This window comes from Mycobacterium scrofulaceum, from assembly GCF_001667885.1.
GTDB lineage: Bacteria > Actinomycetota > Actinomycetes > Mycobacteriales > Mycobacteriaceae > Mycobacterium > Mycobacterium scrofulaceum_C.
In genome coordinates this window covers 16,792-34,657 of record NZ_LZJW01000111.1, presented here as the reverse complement: position 1 = coordinate 34,657, position 17,866 = coordinate 16,792, and the positions used below count along the sequence as shown (strand labels likewise).

Annotated in this window: 13 protein-coding genes; 8 read left to right on the top strand and 5 right to left on the bottom strand. The window is 70.0% G+C overall.

Annotated features, from left to right (window positions below; all coding sequences use genetic code 11):
* Positions 1-12: 12 nt before the first annotated feature.
* Positions 13-1,200: an acyl-CoA dehydrogenase family protein gene (locus A5681_RS17370; RefSeq protein ID WP_067277518.1), complete on the bottom strand. Its 1,188-nt coding sequence runs from the start codon at positions 1,198-1,200 to the stop codon at positions 13-15.
* A 4-nt stretch (positions 1,201-1,204) separates the two neighbouring features.
* On the bottom strand, positions 1,205-2,389 hold the full coding sequence (locus tag A5681_RS17365) for a cytochrome P450 (RefSeq protein WP_067277515.1): 1,185 nt from the start codon (positions 2,387-2,389) through the stop codon (positions 1,205-1,207).
* Between the two features lie 200 nt (positions 2,390-2,589).
* Between A5681_RS17365 and A5681_RS17360 the strand changes: the two genes are divergently transcribed.
* The gene (locus A5681_RS17360) at positions 2,590-4,059 is read left to right on the top strand and encodes an aldehyde dehydrogenase family protein (RefSeq protein WP_067277568.1); all 1,470 of its coding nucleotides are present in this window, start codon (positions 2,590-2,592) and stop codon (positions 4,057-4,059) included.
* Positions 4,056-6,287 (top strand): CaiB/BaiF CoA transferase family protein, encoded by a 2,232-nt coding sequence (locus A5681_RS17355; protein WP_067277512.1) that lies wholly within the window; start codon positions 4,056-4,058, stop codon positions 6,285-6,287. The genes A5681_RS17360 and A5681_RS17355 overlap by 4 nt, the downstream gene beginning before the upstream one ends.
* 125 nt (positions 6,288-6,412) lie before the next feature.
* Here A5681_RS17355 and A5681_RS17350 read toward each other — a convergent pair whose 3' ends face one another.
* The gene (locus tag A5681_RS17350; protein WP_067277509.1) at positions 6,413-6,979 is read right to left on the bottom strand and encodes a dihydrofolate reductase family protein; all 567 of its coding nucleotides are present in this window, start codon (positions 6,977-6,979) and stop codon (positions 6,413-6,415) included.
* 240 nt (positions 6,980-7,219) lie between these two features.
* On the opposite strand from A5681_RS17350, the gene A5681_RS17345 reads away from it, so the two are divergent.
* From A5681_RS17345 to A5681_RS17335, 3 genes are all read left to right on the top strand, one after another.
* Positions 7,220-8,128, top strand: coding sequence for an alpha/beta fold hydrolase (locus tag A5681_RS17345; protein WP_067277505.1), 909 nt, complete (start codon positions 7,220-7,222; stop codon positions 8,126-8,128).
* Between the two features lie 29 nt (positions 8,129-8,157).
* Positions 8,158-9,579: an acyl-CoA synthetase gene (locus A5681_RS17340; RefSeq protein ID WP_067277502.1), complete on the top strand. Its 1,422-nt coding sequence runs from the start codon at positions 8,158-8,160 to the stop codon at positions 9,577-9,579.
* Between the two features lie 128 nt (positions 9,580-9,707).
* Positions 9,708-11,003: an MFS transporter gene (locus tag A5681_RS17335; protein ID WP_067277566.1), complete on the top strand. Its 1,296-nt coding sequence runs from the start codon at positions 9,708-9,710 to the stop codon at positions 11,001-11,003.
* A gap of 6 nt (positions 11,004-11,009) precedes the next feature.
* Here the strand turns inward: A5681_RS17335 and dapD are convergent, their stop codons facing one another.
* Positions 11,010-11,963 (bottom strand): 2,3,4,5-tetrahydropyridine-2,6-dicarboxylate N-succinyltransferase, encoded by a 954-nt coding sequence (gene dapD, locus A5681_RS17330; protein WP_156738026.1) that lies wholly within the window; start codon positions 11,961-11,963, stop codon positions 11,010-11,012.
* Between the two features lie 36 nt (positions 11,964-11,999).
* On the opposite strand from dapD, the gene dapE reads away from it, so the two are divergent.
* Entirely contained in the window at positions 12,000-13,064 is a 1,065-nt protein-coding gene (gene dapE, locus A5681_RS17325; RefSeq protein WP_067277498.1) for a succinyl-diaminopimelate desuccinylase, read from the top strand.
* Between the two features lie 47 nt (positions 13,065-13,111).
* Here dapE and A5681_RS17320 read toward each other — a convergent pair whose 3' ends face one another.
* The gene (locus A5681_RS17320; protein ID WP_067277497.1) at positions 13,112-15,226 is read right to left on the bottom strand and encodes an AAA family ATPase; all 2,115 of its coding nucleotides are present in this window, start codon (positions 15,224-15,226) and stop codon (positions 13,112-13,114) included.
* Between the two features lie 60 nt (positions 15,227-15,286).
* Here A5681_RS17320 and A5681_RS17315 point away from each other — a divergent pair, with 60 nt between their 5' ends.
* Both A5681_RS17315 and fadD6 read left to right on the top strand, forming a co-directional pair.
* Positions 15,287-15,850, top strand: a complete 564-nt coding sequence (locus A5681_RS17315) for a TIGR00730 family Rossman fold protein (protein ID WP_067277493.1) — start codon at positions 15,287-15,289, stop codon at positions 15,848-15,850.
* Positions 15,851-15,919: 69 nt separating this feature from the next.
* On the top strand, positions 15,920-17,704 hold the full coding sequence (fadD6, locus tag A5681_RS17310; protein WP_067277491.1) for a long-chain-acyl-CoA synthetase FadD6: 1,785 nt from the start codon (positions 15,920-15,922) through the stop codon (positions 17,702-17,704).
* The last annotated feature ends 162 nt before the right edge of the window (positions 17,705-17,866 follow it).

The window sequence follows — 17,866 nt, the reverse complement described above, 5'->3', positions numbered from 1 at the left end:
CGTGCTGTCCTCCTAATTTGCGGTGGCGCGAAGGTCACGAGGGGCGCGCGGCATGCCCAACCCCGCCATGGCGATGATGTCACGCTGAATTTCGTTGGCCCCGCCGCCGAACGTGTTGATGACGGCCTGACGGTATGCGGATTCCAGCGCGCCGCGCAGGGGCGCGCCGGCGCCGCGGCGCACGCCGTTGCGGTCGAGCACCTCGAGCAGTTGGCGGGCGACCTGCTGAGTTAGTTCGGTGCCGAACACCTTGGCCGCCGACGCTTCCCCCATGCTGAGCACCCCTTTGGTCATCGCGGCGTTGACCCGCAGGTTGACCAGCTTGTACGCGGCGACCTGGGCTTCGACCCGGGCCAACGCGAGCTGCACCCACGGCTGGTCGATGACCCGGCCGCCGTCGAGTTCGGTGTCGGTGGCCCACCGCAGCGTCCGCTCGAACAGCGGTTCCAGCGCGCCGAGGTTGCCCAGGGCCGCCCGCTCGAAATTGAGTTGGGTGGTGATCAGCTGCCAGCCCTGGTTCTCGCCGCCGACCAGCGCGCTCGCGGGGACCCGCACGTCGTCGTAGAACGTGTAGAAGGTGGAGATGCCCGGCATGGTGTGCAGCGGTTGCCAGGAGAACCCCGGTGATGAGGTCGGCACGATGAAGATGGAAATGCCCTTGTGCTTCTTGGCGTTGGGATCGGTGCGGGCGGCCAGCCAGATGTAATCGGCGTAGGCCGCGCCGCTGGTGAACATCTTCTGGCCGTTGATGATGTAGTCGTCGCCGTCGCGCACCGCCGTCGTCCGCACCGACGCCAGGTCGCTGCCCGCCCCGGGTTCGGAGTAGCCGATCGCGAATTCGACGCTGCCGTCCAGAATCGCGGGCAAGAACTTCTGCTTCTGTTCCTCGGTGCCGCACTGCATCAGCGTCGGGCCGACCGTGTTGAGCGTCACCAGCGGGATGGGGGCGTTGACGCGCCGCGCCTCCTCGGAGAAGATGAACTGCTCGATCGCCGAGAAGCCACGTCCCCCATACTCTTTGGGCCAGCCGACGCCGAGCAGGTTTGCGGCGGCCAAAGCGCGCACACACTCCCGCACCGCGGGTCCGCCCTCGATGTTGTCGCCGATCGCCGCGACGCGCTCGGGGGTCATCACCTGTTCGAGGGTCGCGCGGATTTCGGCGCGCAGCCGTTCCTGCTCGGGTGAGTACTCCAGCTCCATCGGTTCAGGTCCCCAGCCGCACCGGCATGCGCTTGACCCCGGGCACCATGGTGGCGCGCATTCGGTCCACCGCACCCACAAGCTCTAGTTTGGGGAAGCGGCGCAACAGCTCGTCGAACATCACGCACGCCTCCAGGCGGGCCAATTGCGCACCGACACAGGAGTGTTCGCCGCATCCGAACGCGATGTGCGGATTCGGGTGTCGCGTCACCTTGAACTCCTCGGAGTCGGCACCGAAGATCTCCTCGTCCCGGTTGGCGGAGCCGTAGAGCATCACGACCACGTCGCCCTCGGCGATTCGCTGGCCGCGGATCTCGACGTCGGTCGTCGCGGTGCGCGCCATGTGGACGACGGGGCTGGTCCACCGCAGCATTTCCTCGACGGCGCCCGGGATCAGCGCCGGATCATCGACCAGCAGGCGGCATTGGTCGGGGTGCGCGATCAGCGCCAGCGTGCCCAGCGCGATCAGGTTGCGGGTGGTTTCGTTGCCGGCGACCAGCAGCAGGTAGGCGAAATTGAGCAGGTCCTCGTCGGTCAGGCTTACGCCGTCGATCTCCGCGCCGGCCAGCACCGACAGCAGGTCGTCGCGCGCGTCCACGCGCCTGGCGGCGATCAGGTCCTGGAAGTACTCGTACAGCTGACCCATGGCGACCAACGGGTCCAGCTCGATCTCGGGGTCGGCCGTCCCGGTGGCCGCGTCCGACCACACCCGGAACTGCTCCCAGTCATCGGCCGGGGCACCGATCAGCTCGGCGATCATCCGGGTCGGCAGCGGGGCGGCGATTTCGTCGGCGAACTCGTGGACCGAATCCGGTTGGACCCCATCGAGGATGCCCCGGACGATCTCGCGGATCTTGGGCTCCAGCACGGCCACCCGCCGCCGGGTGAAGCCGGAGTTGATCAGCTTGCGCAACTGCCGGTGCCGGGGCGGGTCGGTGAAGATGAGGTTGCCGTCCTGCACCGCGTTGCCCATTTGCGGATCGGGGATCGTGATGCCCCGGGTGGAGGTGAACGTGGCCGGGTTGGTGGACACGAACCGGATGTCCTCGTATTTCAGCAGCGCCCAGAAGTTGGTGACGTCGTTCCAGCACACCGGCGCCGTCGCGCGCAGTTCTCGGTACGTCGGGTACGGATCGCCGGCGTAGAAGTCGGGGGAGTGCAACAAAGACGCGGGAAATGTGGTCCGCACGGCGGCCTCCCTGACCAGACGATCCGACACATTGACGCAATGTGTCTTGCGGCCTTGTGTCTACTCCGCGTCGCGCACCCGTGTCAATACCGGCGCGAAGCGGGAAAATACCGGGCAATTCGCGTGGTTGGTGATTGACGCCACGGGGGCATGGGTGTACACCAAGTGGTTAGATGACCGACGTTCGGGTGAGGAACCGCATGACCGACCTGCAAACTCCGGGATCTCTTGTCGACACCTATCAGCTCTACATCGACGGCAGATGGGTCGAGCCGGAGGACGGTCGCTACGACGACATCAACCCGGCGACCGAAGAGTCCATCGGCACCGCGCCGGATGCGAGTGTCTCCCAGGTCGGCGCGGCGATCGCCGCCGCGCGTGCGGCGTTCGACACCGGGCCCTGGGGCCGGATGGGCCCCGACGAGCGGTCCGGCTGCCTCAACCAGCTGGGGGAGGCCCTGCTCAAGCACGCCGACGAGATCTTCGCGCTGTCCCAGGTCGAGTGGGGCTGCGTAACCAACGAGCGCATGATGCAAATCGACGGCGCCGGCTACATGTCCATGCATGCCGCCCAGCTCGCCACCAAGCTGGTCGACGAGCCGGTCACCGGGATCGGCGCCGGAACGACGCTGCTGCGTCACGAGCCGCTCGGTGTCGTATCGATCCTGACGCCGTGGAACTTCCCGCACTGCCTCAACGTCATGAAGGTCAACAACGCGCTGGCCGCGGGCAACACCGTCGTGCTCAAGCCCTCACCGCTGACGCCGCTGGCCGGGCTCGCGCTCGCGCGCATCATCGACGAGGAGACCGACATCCCGCCCGGTGTCGTCAACGTGGTCACACCGTCGGGCCTCGAGGCCGCCAAGCTGCTGACGACGGATCCGCGCATCGACATGATCAGCTTCACCGGCAGTTCCGCGGTCGGGTGCGAGGTCATGCGGGCCGCGGGCGACGCCATGAAGCGGCTGCTGCTGGAGTGCGGCGGCAAGTCGGCGAGCGTCATCCTCGACGACACGCAGGTGACCGACGACATGCTGCGGCAGATGCTGTTCGACTGCTGCTCGTTGCACGCCGGGCAGGCCTGCATCCTGCACAGCCGGCTGCTGCTTCCCGATTCGTTGCACGACGAGGTCGTCGACCGGCTCGTCGCGCTGGCCCGCGAAGTCAAGGTCGGCGACCCCATCGACCCGGCGGTGCAGATGGGCCCGCTCATCAGCGCGGCGCAACGCGATCGCGTGCAGGCACACGTCGACGGCGCGGTCCGCGACGGCGCGACGCTGGCCACCGGCGGTGGCCGCCCGGCCGGCCTGGACGTCGGCTACTACTTCGAACCGACGATTCTCACTGGCGTGCAACCGGATTCGACCATCGCGCAGGAGGAAGTGTTCGGGCCGGTGCTGTCGGTGCTGCGCTACCGCGACGACGACGACGCCGTCGCGATCGCGAACAACTCGTGCTACGGGCTCTCGGGCGCCGTGTGGGGCGCCGATGTGGACCGCGCGCTCGCGGTCGCGCGGCGGATGCGCACGGGCCAGGTCGCGGTGAACGGCATCGGGCCGGGCGACGCGCCGTTCGGCGGGTTCAAGCTGAGCGGGTTCGGGCGGGAGAGCGGTGGCGTCACCGGGCTGCACCAGTACATGGAGGTGAAGGCCATCGGGATCCCGGCATGACGGGACCCCTCGCCGGGCTCCACGTCGTCGAAATCACCAGGGAGATCTCGGGCCCTTATGCGGCAAAGCTTTTCGTCGACCTCGGCGCTGAGGTCACCAAGATCGAGCCACCGGGCGGGGATCCGCTGCGCCATTGGGGCCCGTTTCGCGGCGGGGTTGTGGATCCGGACCGGAGCGGATTATTTCAATACCTGAACGCCGGTAAGCGAATCGCGGCCTTTTCCGATGCCCGCGAGCTGATCGCGGGTGCGCGTGTGCTCGTCGAGAACTTCCCGCCCGGAAGCCTGGAAGGCTGGGGATTCGACCGCGACGCCCTTCGCGGGCTCAACCCGAACCTAGTGCTGCTCCGCATCTCTGCTTTCGGGCAGTCCGGGCCGTGGCGGGACCGGCCGGCCACGTCGCTGACGCTGCAGGCGGCGTCGGGCTGGGTCAGCGCCCGCGATCCCGACCGGCCGCCGGTGCAGGTCGGCGCGCGGATCGCCGAGTACGTCGCGGGTGGCTACGGCGCGCTGGGGGCGCTGACCGCATTGCGCTGCGCGTCCGATGATGTTGTGCAGGTGGATGTTTCGGAATTCGAGGCGTTGCTGTCGACGCTGCCGTATCCCATGCTGATGGCGGAGAAGATGCTCAGCCTCGGCCTGCCCGCCAACGCTCGGGGGGCTCCGATGCTGGGAGTGGTCCGCGCAGCCGACGGTTGGGTGGGAATCAACTGCTTGACGGGCCAGCATTGGCTGGACGTGTGCGCGATGCTGGGCCTGCCCGAGTTCGGCGAGCAACAGATCCCGATCATGTTGGGCGGTCCCGAACGCGCCGAATTCTTTGCTCGCGCAGAGCCATTGCTCGCTGAGCAAACGGTCGCCGAGATCGTCGACCTGAGCCAGGCGTTGCGGATTCCGGCGACTCCGGTCAACGACGGCGCCACCGTGCTGGAATGTCCGCAGTACGCCAAGCGCGAGTTCTTCGTGGCGGGTGGGTGTGGGGGGAGCGGCACCGCCGGGGGATTCCAACGCCCCGGCTCGCCGTTCCGCCTGACCAAAGGCCCTGTGACACAGCATCGTCCGGCATCCACTCGGACGCCGGGCGCCCGTCCCTTTGCGGGCCTGAATGTGCTTGACCTGAGCACCTTCTGGGCGGGCGCCTATCTGACCTGCTACCTGGGCGCGTTCGGCGCCGAGATCGTCAAGGTCGAATCGATCCAACGCCCTGACGGTTTTCGCTACTCTGGCGCGTTTCCCTTCGAGGGTGACGACTGGTACGAGCGTAGCGGCCTGTGGCAGGCCACCAACCTCAACAAGAAAGACCTCACCCTGGACCTGACCTCGCGGCGCGGCCTGGAGATCGCCCGGCGGCTGGCCGCGCGGGCTGACGTTGTGGTGGAGAACTTCTCACCGCGAGTGGTGGAGCAGTTCGGTCTGGACTACGAGTCGCTGGCGGCGCTGAGGCCCGACGTGATCATGGTCCGGATGCCGGGTTTCGGCTTGCACGGCCCCTGGCGCGACTACGTGGGCTGGGCGTTGAACTTCGAGCAGACCGGTGGGATGTCGGCGGTCACCGGGTATGCGGAGGGGCCGCCGTGCAACCCGCAGGGCCCCGCCGATCCCGTCGTCGGTGTGCACGCCGCTGTCGCGCTGCTGGCCGCGCTCGAGCATCGAAGCCGCACCGGCGAGGGCCAGTTGATCGAGGTCGCTCAGATCGAGGTAGCCGCCGCCGTGACCGCCGAACCGGTCATCGAATATTCGATGAACGGCGTGGTACAAACGCGCGAAGGCAACCGCCGGCGTGGCTACCTGCAGGGTGTTTACCCGACGAACGAGGAGGGCGCGTGGGTGGCCCTGTCGCTGCCCGAAGAGGCGGGAGTCGATCACGACGCGTTCGACGCCCTGGTCGCCGCGTGGACTCGCACCCAGAGCCCGGAGGCGATCGTCGAAGGCCTTGCGGTGCAAGGAATCCCGGCCGAACGCGTGATCACCGGCGACCGGATGTACGAGATCGCCCAGCTCGACGCCCGCGGCTACTACCAGGAGCTCGTCCACCCGATCACCGGACCGCACCGCTACCCGGGGTGGCCGTTTCGGATCAGCCCCGGGTCCGCCCGCCACCACCGCGGCGCCGCGCCGACGTTGGGCCAGCACAACGACGAGATCCTGCGTGGGCTGGGCCTTTCCGACGACGAGCTGGCCGGCCTGCGGGCCGCGCGGGTCACCGGTGACCGGCCGCTCGGGTCATAGCGCGCCGACCGGAACATCGAGACCCGTCTGGGCGTGGTCGTGGAAACTGATGAGTGTCGAACGGGGCGCCGTGCAGCAGCGGTAACGGTATTGCGTCCACGGCTCGTCTGGCTGTGGGTGTCCGATCAGTCGTGTTTCGCTTCGTAGCGCAACAGGACCGTGCCACACGGGAAGGTGCGGCTCTCCAGCAGTCGCAGCGATATCCATGACGGCAGTGTCGGGAAGAACGGGGTGCCGCCGCCGACGGCGATCGGCGCTACCACGATCCGGTATTCGTCCACCAGTCCGGCCCGCACGATCGGCGCGGCCAGCGTCGCGCCGCCCACCTCCAGCCTGCCGTCGGTTTCGGCCTTCAGCTTCGTCACCACCTCGACGGGGTCGCCGCGTTCCAGGCGGGAGTTCCAGTCGACGGAATCCAGGGTGTGCGAGAACACGACCTTGGGCATGTCACGCCAGATGCGGGCGAAGTCGGCGATCAGGGGGGTGGCGTCCGGGGCCTCGTCGGCTGTCGGCCAGTACGCGGACATCAGTTCGTAGAGCCGCCGCCCGTAGAACGCGCACGCGGTCTGCCGCTCGAAGTCGTTCCAGTACTGGTGCAGTTCTTCGCTCGGATCGGTCCAGTCGATGTTGCCTCGTGCATCAGCGATGTAACCGTCCACCGACACGTTGAAGCCATAGATGAGTTTGCCCATGCAGATCAGACTGCCCCTAAGGGCAGAACTCATCGGTCATTGGTCGCGAGCGGCCGCCGCTGACCCCAGTCGGCCAGTCCAGGGATGCACCGTGGTTTCAGCCGCCCTCGAAGGCGTTGTTCCCCAATGCACGCCAATTGAAGGTGCGAAGGGGCAACCACTTTCCGAGGCGTACGGCCCGGACTTCGTGGCGCTTGTGAGCCTTTGGTAAACGGCTCGTCACATGCAAAGCTTCTGGGCATGGCCATCGAGATCGCCCGCCCCAAGCTCGAAGGAAACATCGCCGTCGGTGAGGACCGCCAGATCGGCTTCGCCGAATTCGGTGACCCGCAGGGGCGCGCGATGTTCTGGCTGCACGGCACCCCCGGTGCCCGGCGGCAGATCCCGGTCGAGGCGCGGGTCTACGCCGAGCACCACCACATCCGCCTGATCGGCCTGGACCGCCCCGGAATCGGCTCGTCAACGCCGCACCGGTACCACAACATCCGCGCATTCGGCGACGACCTGCGCACCATCGCGGACACGCTCGGGATCGACAAGATGGCCGTCATCGGCCTGTCCGGCGGCGGGCCGTACGCGCTCGCCTCCGCCGCGGTGCTGCCCGACCGGGTGGTTGCGCTCGGCGTGCTCGGCGGCGTAGCGCCCTTCCTCGGCGACGAGGGCATCACCAGCGGGCTGATGAACCTGGGCAAGCGGGTGGCGCCCCTGCTGCGGCTCGGCGGCGACCCGCTGCGCATCGGCGCCAGCCTGGTGGTCCGGATGATCCGTCCGGTCGCGAACCCCGCGCTGTACCTCTACGCCGCGATATCGCCCGAGGGCGACCGCCGCCTGCTGACCCGGCCGGAGTTCGGGGCGATGTTCCTCGACGACCTGCTCAACGGCAGCCGCAAACAGTTGGCGGCCCCGTTCAACGACATCATCCTGTTCACCCAGGACTGGGGATTCCGGCTCGATGAGGTCAAGGTCCCGGTGCGCTGGTGGCACGGCGACAGCGACCACATCGTGCCGTTCGCGCACGGCGAGCACGTCGTGTCCCTGCTGCCCGACTGCGAGCTGATCGTGCTCCCGGGCGAAAGCCACCTCGGCGGCCTGGGCCGCGGCGAGGAGATCCTGTCCACCCTGACCAAGATCTGGGACGAGCAAGACTGACCGTCCCGGCGGCCGGGTAGCCTGCTGACGTGCTGCTGGCGTCCCTGAATCCCGCGGCGGTCACCGCCACCGACATCCCCGACGCGGTGCGCATCGACGGCGCCGTGCTGAGCCGCAGCGACCTGGTCGGCGCCGCGACGTCGGTGGCCGAGCGGGTCGCCGGCGCGGAGCGGGTCGCGATCCTGGCCACGCCGACCGCCTCGACCGTGCTGGCGGTCACCGGCTGCCTGATCGCCGGTGTGCCCTTCGTCCCGGTGCCCGCCGACGTCGGCGCGGCCGAGCGTCGCCACATGATCACCGATTCGGGGGTGCGGGCCTGGCTCGGCCCCGTCCCGGACGAGCCGGAGGGCCTGCCGCACATCCCGGTGCGGCTGCACGCCCGGTCCTGGCACCGCTATCCCGAGCCGTCGCCCGACGCCACCGCGATGATCATCTACACCTCCGGCACCACCGGGCTGCCCAAGGGGGTGGTGCTGAGCCGTCGCGCGATCGCCGCCGATCTCGACGCCCTGGCGGAGGCGTGGCAGTGGACGCCCGACGACGTGCTGGTGCACGGCCTGCCGCTGTTTCACGTGCACGGGCTGGTGCTGGGGTTGCTCGGCTCGCTGCGGGTGGGAAACCGCTTCGTGCACACCGGGAAACCGACACCGGCCGGGTACGCGCAGGCCTGTTCGGAGGCGGGCGGCACGCTGTTTTTCGCGGTGCCGACGGTGTGGTCGCGGGTGGTGGCCGACGAGGCCGCCGCCCGGGCGCTGCGCCCGGCGCGGCTGCTCGTCTCGGGGAGCGCGCCGCTGCCGGTGCCGGTCTTCGACCGGCTGGCCGAGCTGACCGGGCACGAGCCGGTCGAACGCTACGGCGCCTCCGAATCGCTGATCACGCTGTCCACCCGCGCCGACGGCGAGCGACGCGCCGGCTGGGTGGGCCTGCCGCTCACCGGCGTACAGACCAGGCTGCTCGACGACAATGGCAACCCGGTGCCGCACGACGGCGAAACCGTTGGGCGGCTTGAGGTTCGGGGCCCGACGATGTTCGACGGCTACCTGAACCGGCCGGAGGCCACCGCCGAGGCTTTCGACGCCGACGGCTGGTATCGCACCGGCGATGTGGCCGTCATCGACGGCGGCGGCATGCACCGCATCGTGGGCCGCGAGTCCGTCGACCTGATCAAGTCCGGCGGCTACCGCATCGGCGCCGGCGAGATCGAGACGGCGCTGCTCGGCCACCCCGGCGTGCGCGAGGCCGCGGTCGTCGGCATGCCGGACCAGGACCTGGGCCAGCGGATCGTCGCGTTCATCGTCGGCGCGCCCGACCTCAACTCCGACGAACTGATCAACTACGTGGCGCAAGAGCTTTCGGTGCACAAGCGGCCCCGCGAGGTGCGCCTGGTCGACACGCTGCCCCGCAACGCGATGGGCAAGGTGCTGAAGAAGCAGCTGCTGGCCGACGGCTGACACGCAGGAAGTTGCCAGCTTCGGCGCCGGGCGCGACCGGCAGGCTTCACCTACCGTCGTATCCGTGTATCGACGCAACCGGACAGCGAGCGGCCGTGGGTGAGCTTGGCGCCGCCGCCCCGACCCCCATGCGGCGGATCGCCGCCGCCTGCCTCGTCGGCTCGGCCATCGAGTTCTACGACTTCCTGATCTACGGGACCGCGGCGGCGCTGGTGTTTCCGACGGTGTTCTTCCCGGCCCTCGGCCCGACGCTGGCCACCATCGCGGCCATGGCGACGTTCGCGACGGCGTTCCTGTCCCGCCCGCTCGGGGCGGCCGTTTTCGGTTACTTCGGGGACCGACTCGGGCGCAAGAAGACGCTCGTCGCCACGCTGCTGATCATGGGCGCGTCGACGGTGAGCGTGGGCATGGTCCCGAGCACGGCGTCGATCGGCATCGCGGCGCCGCTGATCCTGATCGTGCTGCGGCTGTTGCAGGGGTTCGCGGTCGGCGGTGAATGGGCGGGGTCGGTCCTGCTGAGCGCCGAGTACGCCCCGACCGGCAAGCGCGGCTGGTACGGCATGTTCACCCTGCTCGGTGGCGGCACCGCCGGGATTTTGGCCAGCCTGACGTTTCTCGCCGTGAACCTCACCATGGGCGAGAACAGCTCGGCTTTCATGGCGTGGGGATGGCGGGTCCCGTTCCTGATCAGCAGCGGCCTGATCGGCATCGCGTTATACGTGCGGCTGAACATCGAAGAGACTCCGCTCTTCGTGGAGGAAAAGGCCCGCGACCTGGTGCCCAAGGCGCCGCTCGCGGAGCTGTTACGGCTCCAGCGGCGCGAGATCGTCCTGGTCGCCGGCAGCTTTCTGGGCGGTATGGGCTTCGTCTACCTGGGCAACACGTTCCTTGTCATGTACGCCCACAACCATCTCGGCTACTCGCGCAGCTTCATCTGGTCCGTCGGCGCGCTGGGCGGGCTCACCAGCATGGTGTTCGTGGCGTTCTCGGCGTGGATCTCCGATCGGGTCGGGCGGCGCCGGGTGATGTTGTGCGGGCTGGTGGCCTGCCTGCCGTGGGCGTTCGCGGTCATCCCGCTGTTGGACACCCGCGAGCCGGTGTTGTACGCGGTCGCCATCGTCGGCATGTTCGGCGCCGCCGCGGTGGCCAACGGCCCCACCGCGGCCTTCGTGCCCGAACTGTTCGCCACCCGCTACCGCTACAGCGGCGCGGCCGTGGCGATGAACCTGGCCGGCATCCTCGGCGCGGCCGTGCCGCCGTTGATGGCCGGCACGCTGCTCGCGACCTACGGCAGCTGGGCGATCGGGCTCATGATGGCCACCCTGGTGGTGGCCAGTTTCGTGTCGGTCTACCTGCTGCCCGAGACCAAGGGAACCGCGCTGGGCGCCGCCCCCGCGGCGGAGAAGGTCGCCGCGGACGCATAACCGCGCTCAGTTGGCGTGCAGGTCCGCGTTCAGGGCGATGCCCTGACCGCCGCGGGGCACCACCTCGACGGCCCCGCTGACCGAGTTGCGCCGAAACAGCAGGTTGTTGCCCCCGGAAAGCTCCAAGGCCTTCAGCAGCTGGCCGTCGGGCGTGGCGACCTTGGTGCCCGCGGTCACGTACAGGCCGGCTTCGACGACGCAGTCGTCGCCCAGCGAGATGCCCAGCCCCGCGTTGGCGCCGAGCAGGCACCGCTTGCCGATCGAAATGACTTCCGTGCCACCGCCGGACAGCGTGCCCATGATGGACGCCCCGCCGCCGATATCGGACCCGTCGCCCACCACCACGCCGGCCGAGATGCGGCCCTCGACCATCGACGCGCCCAGGGTGCCGGCGTTGTAGTTGACGAAGCCCTCGTGCATCACCGTCGTACCGGGCGCCAGGTGGGCGCCCAGCCGCACCCGGTCGGCGTCGGCGATGCGCACCCCGGTGGGCAGCACGTAGTCGACCATCCGCGGGAACTTGTCGACGCCGTAGACCGTCACCGGGCCCTGCCGGCGCAGCCGCGCCCGCACGGCCTCGAACCCGTCGACCGCGCACGGCCCGCGGTTAGTCCACACGACATTGGTCAATACCCCGAACAGGCCGCCGGCGTTCAGCCCATGCGGCGCCACCAGCCGGTGCGACAACAGATGCAGCCGCAGGTAGGCGTCGTACGCGTCGGCGGCCACGTCGTCGAGCGAGCCGATTACCGTCCGCACCGCGATGCTCTCGGTGCCGCGGTCGTCGTCGCGGCCGACCAGCGCCGCCAGCTCCTGCGGAATGTCCGACAACGCGAGGCGCGAGGTGCCGCCGGTGCCCGATTCGGTCAGTTCCGGTGCGGGAAACCACGTGTCGAGGATCGATCCGTCGGCGGCCAGCGTCGCCAGGCCGATGCCTACAGCTCCAGTCACGGCGGCCAGGTTACTTGCCGCTCGGCAGCGGATAACCTTGGACCCGTGCTGGACTTGCGCGGGGATCCGATCGAGTTGACCGCGGCTTTGGTCGACATCCCCAGCGAATCACGGGACGAGGCGCGCCTGGCCGACGAGGTGGAGGCCGCGCTGCGCGAGCAGACGTCCGGCTTCGAGATCGTCCGCCACGGCAACGCCGTGCTGGCGCGCACCCGGCGGCAGCTGCCGTCGCGGGTCTTGCTGGCCGGGCACCTGGACACCGTGCCGGTTGCGGGCAACCTGCCCAGCCGCCGCGCAAACGGCGACCTGTACGGCTGCGGCGCCGCCGACATGAAATCCGGGGACGCGGTCTTCCTGCATCTGGCCGCGACCGTGGCCGAACCGGTCCACGACCTGACGCTGGTGTTCTACGACTGCGAGGAAATCGACGCGGCGGCAAACGGTTTGGGCCGCATCGAGCGTGAGCTCCCGGACTGGCTGTCCGCCGACGTGGCCATTCTCGGCGAGCCCACCGGCGGCTACATCGAGGCCGGCTGCCAGGGCACGCTGCGCGTCGTGGTCAGCAGCACCGGGACGCGCGCCCACTCGGCGCGGGCGTGGCTGGGCGACAACGCCATTCACAAGCTGGGCGCGGTCCTGGATCGGCTGGCCGGCTACTCCGCGCGCACCGTGGATATCGACGGCTGCGAATACCGCGAGGGACTGTCCGCAGTGCGCATCGACGGCGGCGTGGCGGGCAACGTCATTCCCGACGCGGCCGCGGTCACGGTGAACTTCCGCTTCGCCCCCGACCGGTCGGTGGCCGCGGCGCTGCAGCACGTGCACGAGGTGTTCGACGGCCTCGACGTGCACATCGAGCAGACCGACGCCGCCGCGGGCGCGCTGCCCGGATTGGCCCAGCCGGCGGCCAAGGCGCTGGTCGAGGCCGCCGGGGGACAGGTCCGGGCGAAGTATGGGTGGACCGATGTCGCCCGTTTCGCCGCGCTGGGCATCCCGGCCGTCAACTTCGGCCCGGGCGATCCCAACCTGGCGCACAAGCGCGACGAGAGCGTTCCGGTCGCCAACATCACCGCCGCGGTGGACATGCTGCGCGGCTACCTCGGCGGCTAGTCCATCGCCGGCCGGCTATCGAGCGTGACGCTCGGCGTGCGGGCCAGTCAGCTCCCGCACCGCCGGGCCTGCGCGGCCGCGTCCGCGGCCGCCGCGCGCATCCCGACCGCGGCCAGCTCTTCCGACACCGCCAGCAACGCCGGACCGTCACCGGCCGCCAGCGCCTGCGCGTGGGCAAGCGCCAACTTGCCTGCGGCGCAGTCGATCTCGTCGCAAAGGCGGCCCAGCGGATCGGCGGCACGGACATCGCCGAGCCGCACCGCCTCGTGCCACACGCGCACCGCCACCGCCCGTTGGCCGCCGCGCTCGGCCATCCGGGCGGCGTCGCGGGCGGCGGCCACCGCGCCGTGCCCGTCGCGCATCGAGGCCAGCCGCCACGCCCGCGCGACACCGAGCTCCGGCGCGAACAGCGCCGACTTGGTTCCGTGTCGAGATTCGGCCCGTCCCAACGCCTTTCCCGCGGCCGCGATGTCACCCTGCTGGGCCAGGGCCGTCGCCAGCAACGTCAACGACAGCGGCCCCCATGAATAACCGGTGCGTTCCAGCGTCGCGGCCGCCGGAGCCAATAGCGCAGCGGCTCGGGCGAATTCACCGTCGGCCAGCAGCACATGGGCCAGCAGCACCTCACCGATCGCGCGGCCCGGCTGCTGCAACTCGGCGAAATCGGTGAACTGCTGGGCGAGCTCGCGCGCCGCCTCCAGCCGGCCCGCCATCAACAACGCGGTGGTCTGGCCCAACCCGATGGTGAAGCGCAGCAACCCCGGATGCTCGGCGCCCAGCGCGCGCTGGGCCAGCGGCTCGACGTCGTCGAAACGCCCCTGCCGCGCCGCGCACAGCGCCGCCGCGCTGGCCGCCCAGGCCACCGCCTGGTCGTCGGCTTCCGGCGCGGCCAGCACCTCGCCGGCGACCTTCACGGCGTGCCCGACGTTGCCCGCGTTCATCGCGAACGTGGCGCTCAGCGCGTCGAGGGTGGTCCGCGCGCCCGCGTCCGCGACGCGGTTGCGGACGGTGCGCAGGAACGCGGTGGCCCGCTCGGGCTCGCTGAGCATCCAGAACTGGTTGGCCGCGCGCAGCAGCGCCCAGTCCATCAGGGCGGCTTCGGTCAACGCGGCGGGATCCAGGCCGGCCAGCACCGCGTCCGCCTCACGCCCGCGGCCCTGCCACCCCAGGGCGTGCGCCAGCGCCAGCCGCGCCGCCAGCCCGCCGGAGCGCTGCAGCGCCGAGGAGGCCAGCCGTTCGCCCAGGGCCAGGTCGCCCAGCCGCAGCGCCTGCTGCGCGGCGGCCACCATGTCGGCCGTCGGCTGCGGGGCGTCGCTGTCCAGGGCCAGCGACGCCAAGCGCAGCCGGTCGCTGAGGTGGTCCGGCGGATGCTGCGACAGTAGCCGCACCAACTCGGTGCGCCGGTGCCGCGCACCGTCGGCACCGAGCGCCGCGCGCGCCCGGTCGGCGAACAACGGGTGGGCCGTGAACACCACCGGCTCGTCGGACTCCCCGCCGCGGGCCCGCGTCTCCACCGCCCCGCAGTCGACGGCCTGGCGGACCGCGTCCTCGCCGGTGAGGGCGCTCAGGTCCTCGAGCGACAGCGGCTCCGCGACGGCAAGATAGTCCAGCACCGCTCGGGCCGCGGCGGGGATTTCGGCGAGGAACGCGTCGACCTCGGCCGCCGTGGTCATCCCGCCGGTCGGCTCGATGTCGATTCGGGGGAGCAGCCCGTCGGTCCACAGCGCCGCGATGGCGTCGGGAGACGAATCGGCGCGGCCCGTGACGATCATCCTGCCCGCGCCCGCCAACGCGAGCTGGTACACCAGGGTTGCCGACAGGAGGTCCAGGTCATGGGCGTCGTCGACGACCAGCAGCAGGTCCTCACCGTCCAGTGACGCCCGGGCGGCGCGCAACAGCGCGGCCGGCTTGCCGATGTCGGCGATCTCGACCAGGTGGCCGAAGGCGCCGAAGGGCACCGCGCGCTCGGTCGGTGTGCCGGTCACCCAGCGGATGCGGGTGCCGGGGTTCTCGCGGCCGAAGTCCTCGGCGGCCATCCGGGCCAAGGTGGACTTGCCGCAGCCGTCCGGTCCGAGGACGACCGCCCCCCTCCCGGTCGCGAGCGCCGCGGCCAGCCGCTCCAGGGCCGACGCGTGCTGGGGGACGTTCCATCGAATCGGCATCGCCGGATTTTATTGCGCGCGGTATGCGGCCCGCAGCAAGCTTGGTCTACCTTTCGTTGTATGCCCCCGGAACGCGAGCCAGCAGGCGCGCGGGCGGTGTGTGTGTACTGCGCGTCCGGCCCCGAACATCCCGAATTGCTTGCGGTCGCTGCCGAACTCGGCGAGGCCATCGCCGAGCGCGGCTGGACGCTGGTGTGGGGCGGTGGCCGGGTTTCGGCGATGGGCGCGGTCGCATCCGCGGCGCGCGCCCGCGGGGGCCGAACCGTCGGCGTCATCCCGCAGATCCTGATGCGCCGCGAGATCGCCGACACCGACGCCGACGAGCTGATCGTCACCGAGACCATGCATGAGCGCAAACAGGTCATGGAGGAGCGCGCCGACGCGTTCATCGTGCTCCCCGGCGGCGTCGGAACCCTCGACGAGCTGCTCGACTCGTGGACCACGGGCTACCTCGGTCTGCACGCCAAACCCATCGTCCTGCTCGACCCGATGGGCCATTACGAGGGCCTGTGGCTGTGGTTGTGCGGGTTGCTCGACAGCGGCTACGTCTCGCAGCCGGCGATGGACCGGTTGTTGCTGGTCGACAAGGTGAGCGCCGCCATCGAGGCGTGCGCGCCCGATTGAGGGCGCGGGCACCCGAGCCACCCCTACTAGGCTGTGCGCCGGGTTGTTTACGCAGAATCGAGGGATGACGTGTCGAATCACGACGGGGGAGCGCGCACGGCGGTCAAACTGACCGATATCGCGTCTCGGGCGCCGGGCTTGCTGGCCGATATGCCGGTGATCGTGCGCGGGGCGATGACCGGGCTGCTGGCCCAGCCGGGGTCGAAGAAGTCGATCGGCACGGTGTTCCAGGACCGGGCCGCCCGCTACGGCGACCGGATCTTCCTGCGGTTCGGCGATCAGCAACTGACCTATCGCGACGCCAACGCCGCCGCCAACAGGTACGCCGCGGTGCTGGCCTCGCGCGGTGTCGGCCGGGGCGACGTCGTAGCGATCATGCTGCGCAACTCGCCGAACGCCGTGCTGGCGATGCTGGCCGCCGTCAAGTGCGGCGCCGTGGCCGGGATGCTCAACTACCACCAGCGCGGCGAGGTGCTGGCGCACAGTCTGGGCCTGCTGAAGGCCAAGGTGTTGGTCGCCGAGACCGACCTGGTCAGCGCGGTGGCCGAGTGTGGGGGCGCCGGCGACACCGAGACAATGACCGTGGAGGACCTGGAGCGATTCGCCGTCAGCGCCCCGGCCATCAATCCGCCGTCGGCGTCGGCCGTGCAGGCCAAGGACACCGCGTTCTACATCTTCACCTCGGGAACCACGGGCTTCCCCAAGGCCAGCGTGATGACCCACCTGCGGTGGCTGAAGGCGCTCGCGGCGTTCGGCGGCATCGGGCTGCGGCTGAAAAGCTCGGACACGCTCTACAGCTGCCTGCCGCTCTACCACAACAACGCGCTGACGGTCGCGTTGTCGTCGGTGATCAACTCCGGGGCCACGCTGGCGCTGGGCAAGTCGTTCTCGGCGTCGAAGTTCTGGGACGAGGTCATCGCCGCCGAGGCGACGGCCTTCATCTACATCGGCGAGATCTGTCGCTACCTGCTCAACCAGCCGCGCAAGGCGACCGACCGCGCGCACCGGGTGCGGGTGATCGCCGGCAACGGGCTGCGACCGGAGATCTGGGACGAGTTCACGAATCGGTTCGACATCGCGCGCGTCTGCGAGTTCTACGCCTCCAGCGAGGGCAACACCGCGTTCATCAACGTGTTCAACGTGCCGCGGACCACCGGTGTCTTCCCGATGCCGCTGGCCTACGTGGAGTACGACCCCGACACCGGCGCCCCGCTGCGCGACGACAACGGGCGGGTGCGCCGGGTGCCGCCGGGTGAACCCGGCCTGCTGCTCAGCCCGGTCAACCGGCTGCAGCCGTTCGACGGCTACACCGACAAGGAGTCGAGCGAGAAGAAGTTGGTGCGCAACGCCTTCCGCGAGGGCGACGTGTGGTTCAACTCCGGTGACGTGATGAGCCCGCAGGGCATGGGGCACGCCGCGTTCGTCGACCGCCTCGGCGACACGTTCCGCTGGAAGGGCGAGAACGTCGCCACCACCCAGGTGGAGGCCGCGCTGGCGTCCGACGAGCATGTCGAGGAGTGCACGGTCTTCGGTGTCGAGATCCCCCGCACCGGCGGTCGCGCCGGGATGGCCGCGGTCAAGCTGCGCGACGGCGCGGAGTTCGACGGCAAGTCGCTGGCGAACGCGGTCTATGACCAGTTGCCCGCCTACGCGCTGCCGCTGTTCGTGCGGGTGGTCGAGTCGCTCGAGCACACCACGACGTTCAAGAGCCGCAAGGTGGAACTGCGCGACCAGGCCTACGGGCCGGACATCAAGGACCCGCTCTACGTGCTGGCCGGCCGCGACGAGGGTTACGTGCCGTACTACGACGAGTATCCCGACGAGGTGGCCGACGGTAAGCGGCCGAAGGGCTGAGCGTGCGTTGACGGCGGCGGGCGTGCGCTCGCGGCGACGACACGCCGCGGCGGCGCGCCCTGGCCGCACACTCGATCCCCGGCCCGCGTCCGGCGCGGCGAAAGGGCACCATAGACGTGTGCATTCGACCTTCTGCGGCCGCCCGGTCGCCGGCGATCGCCC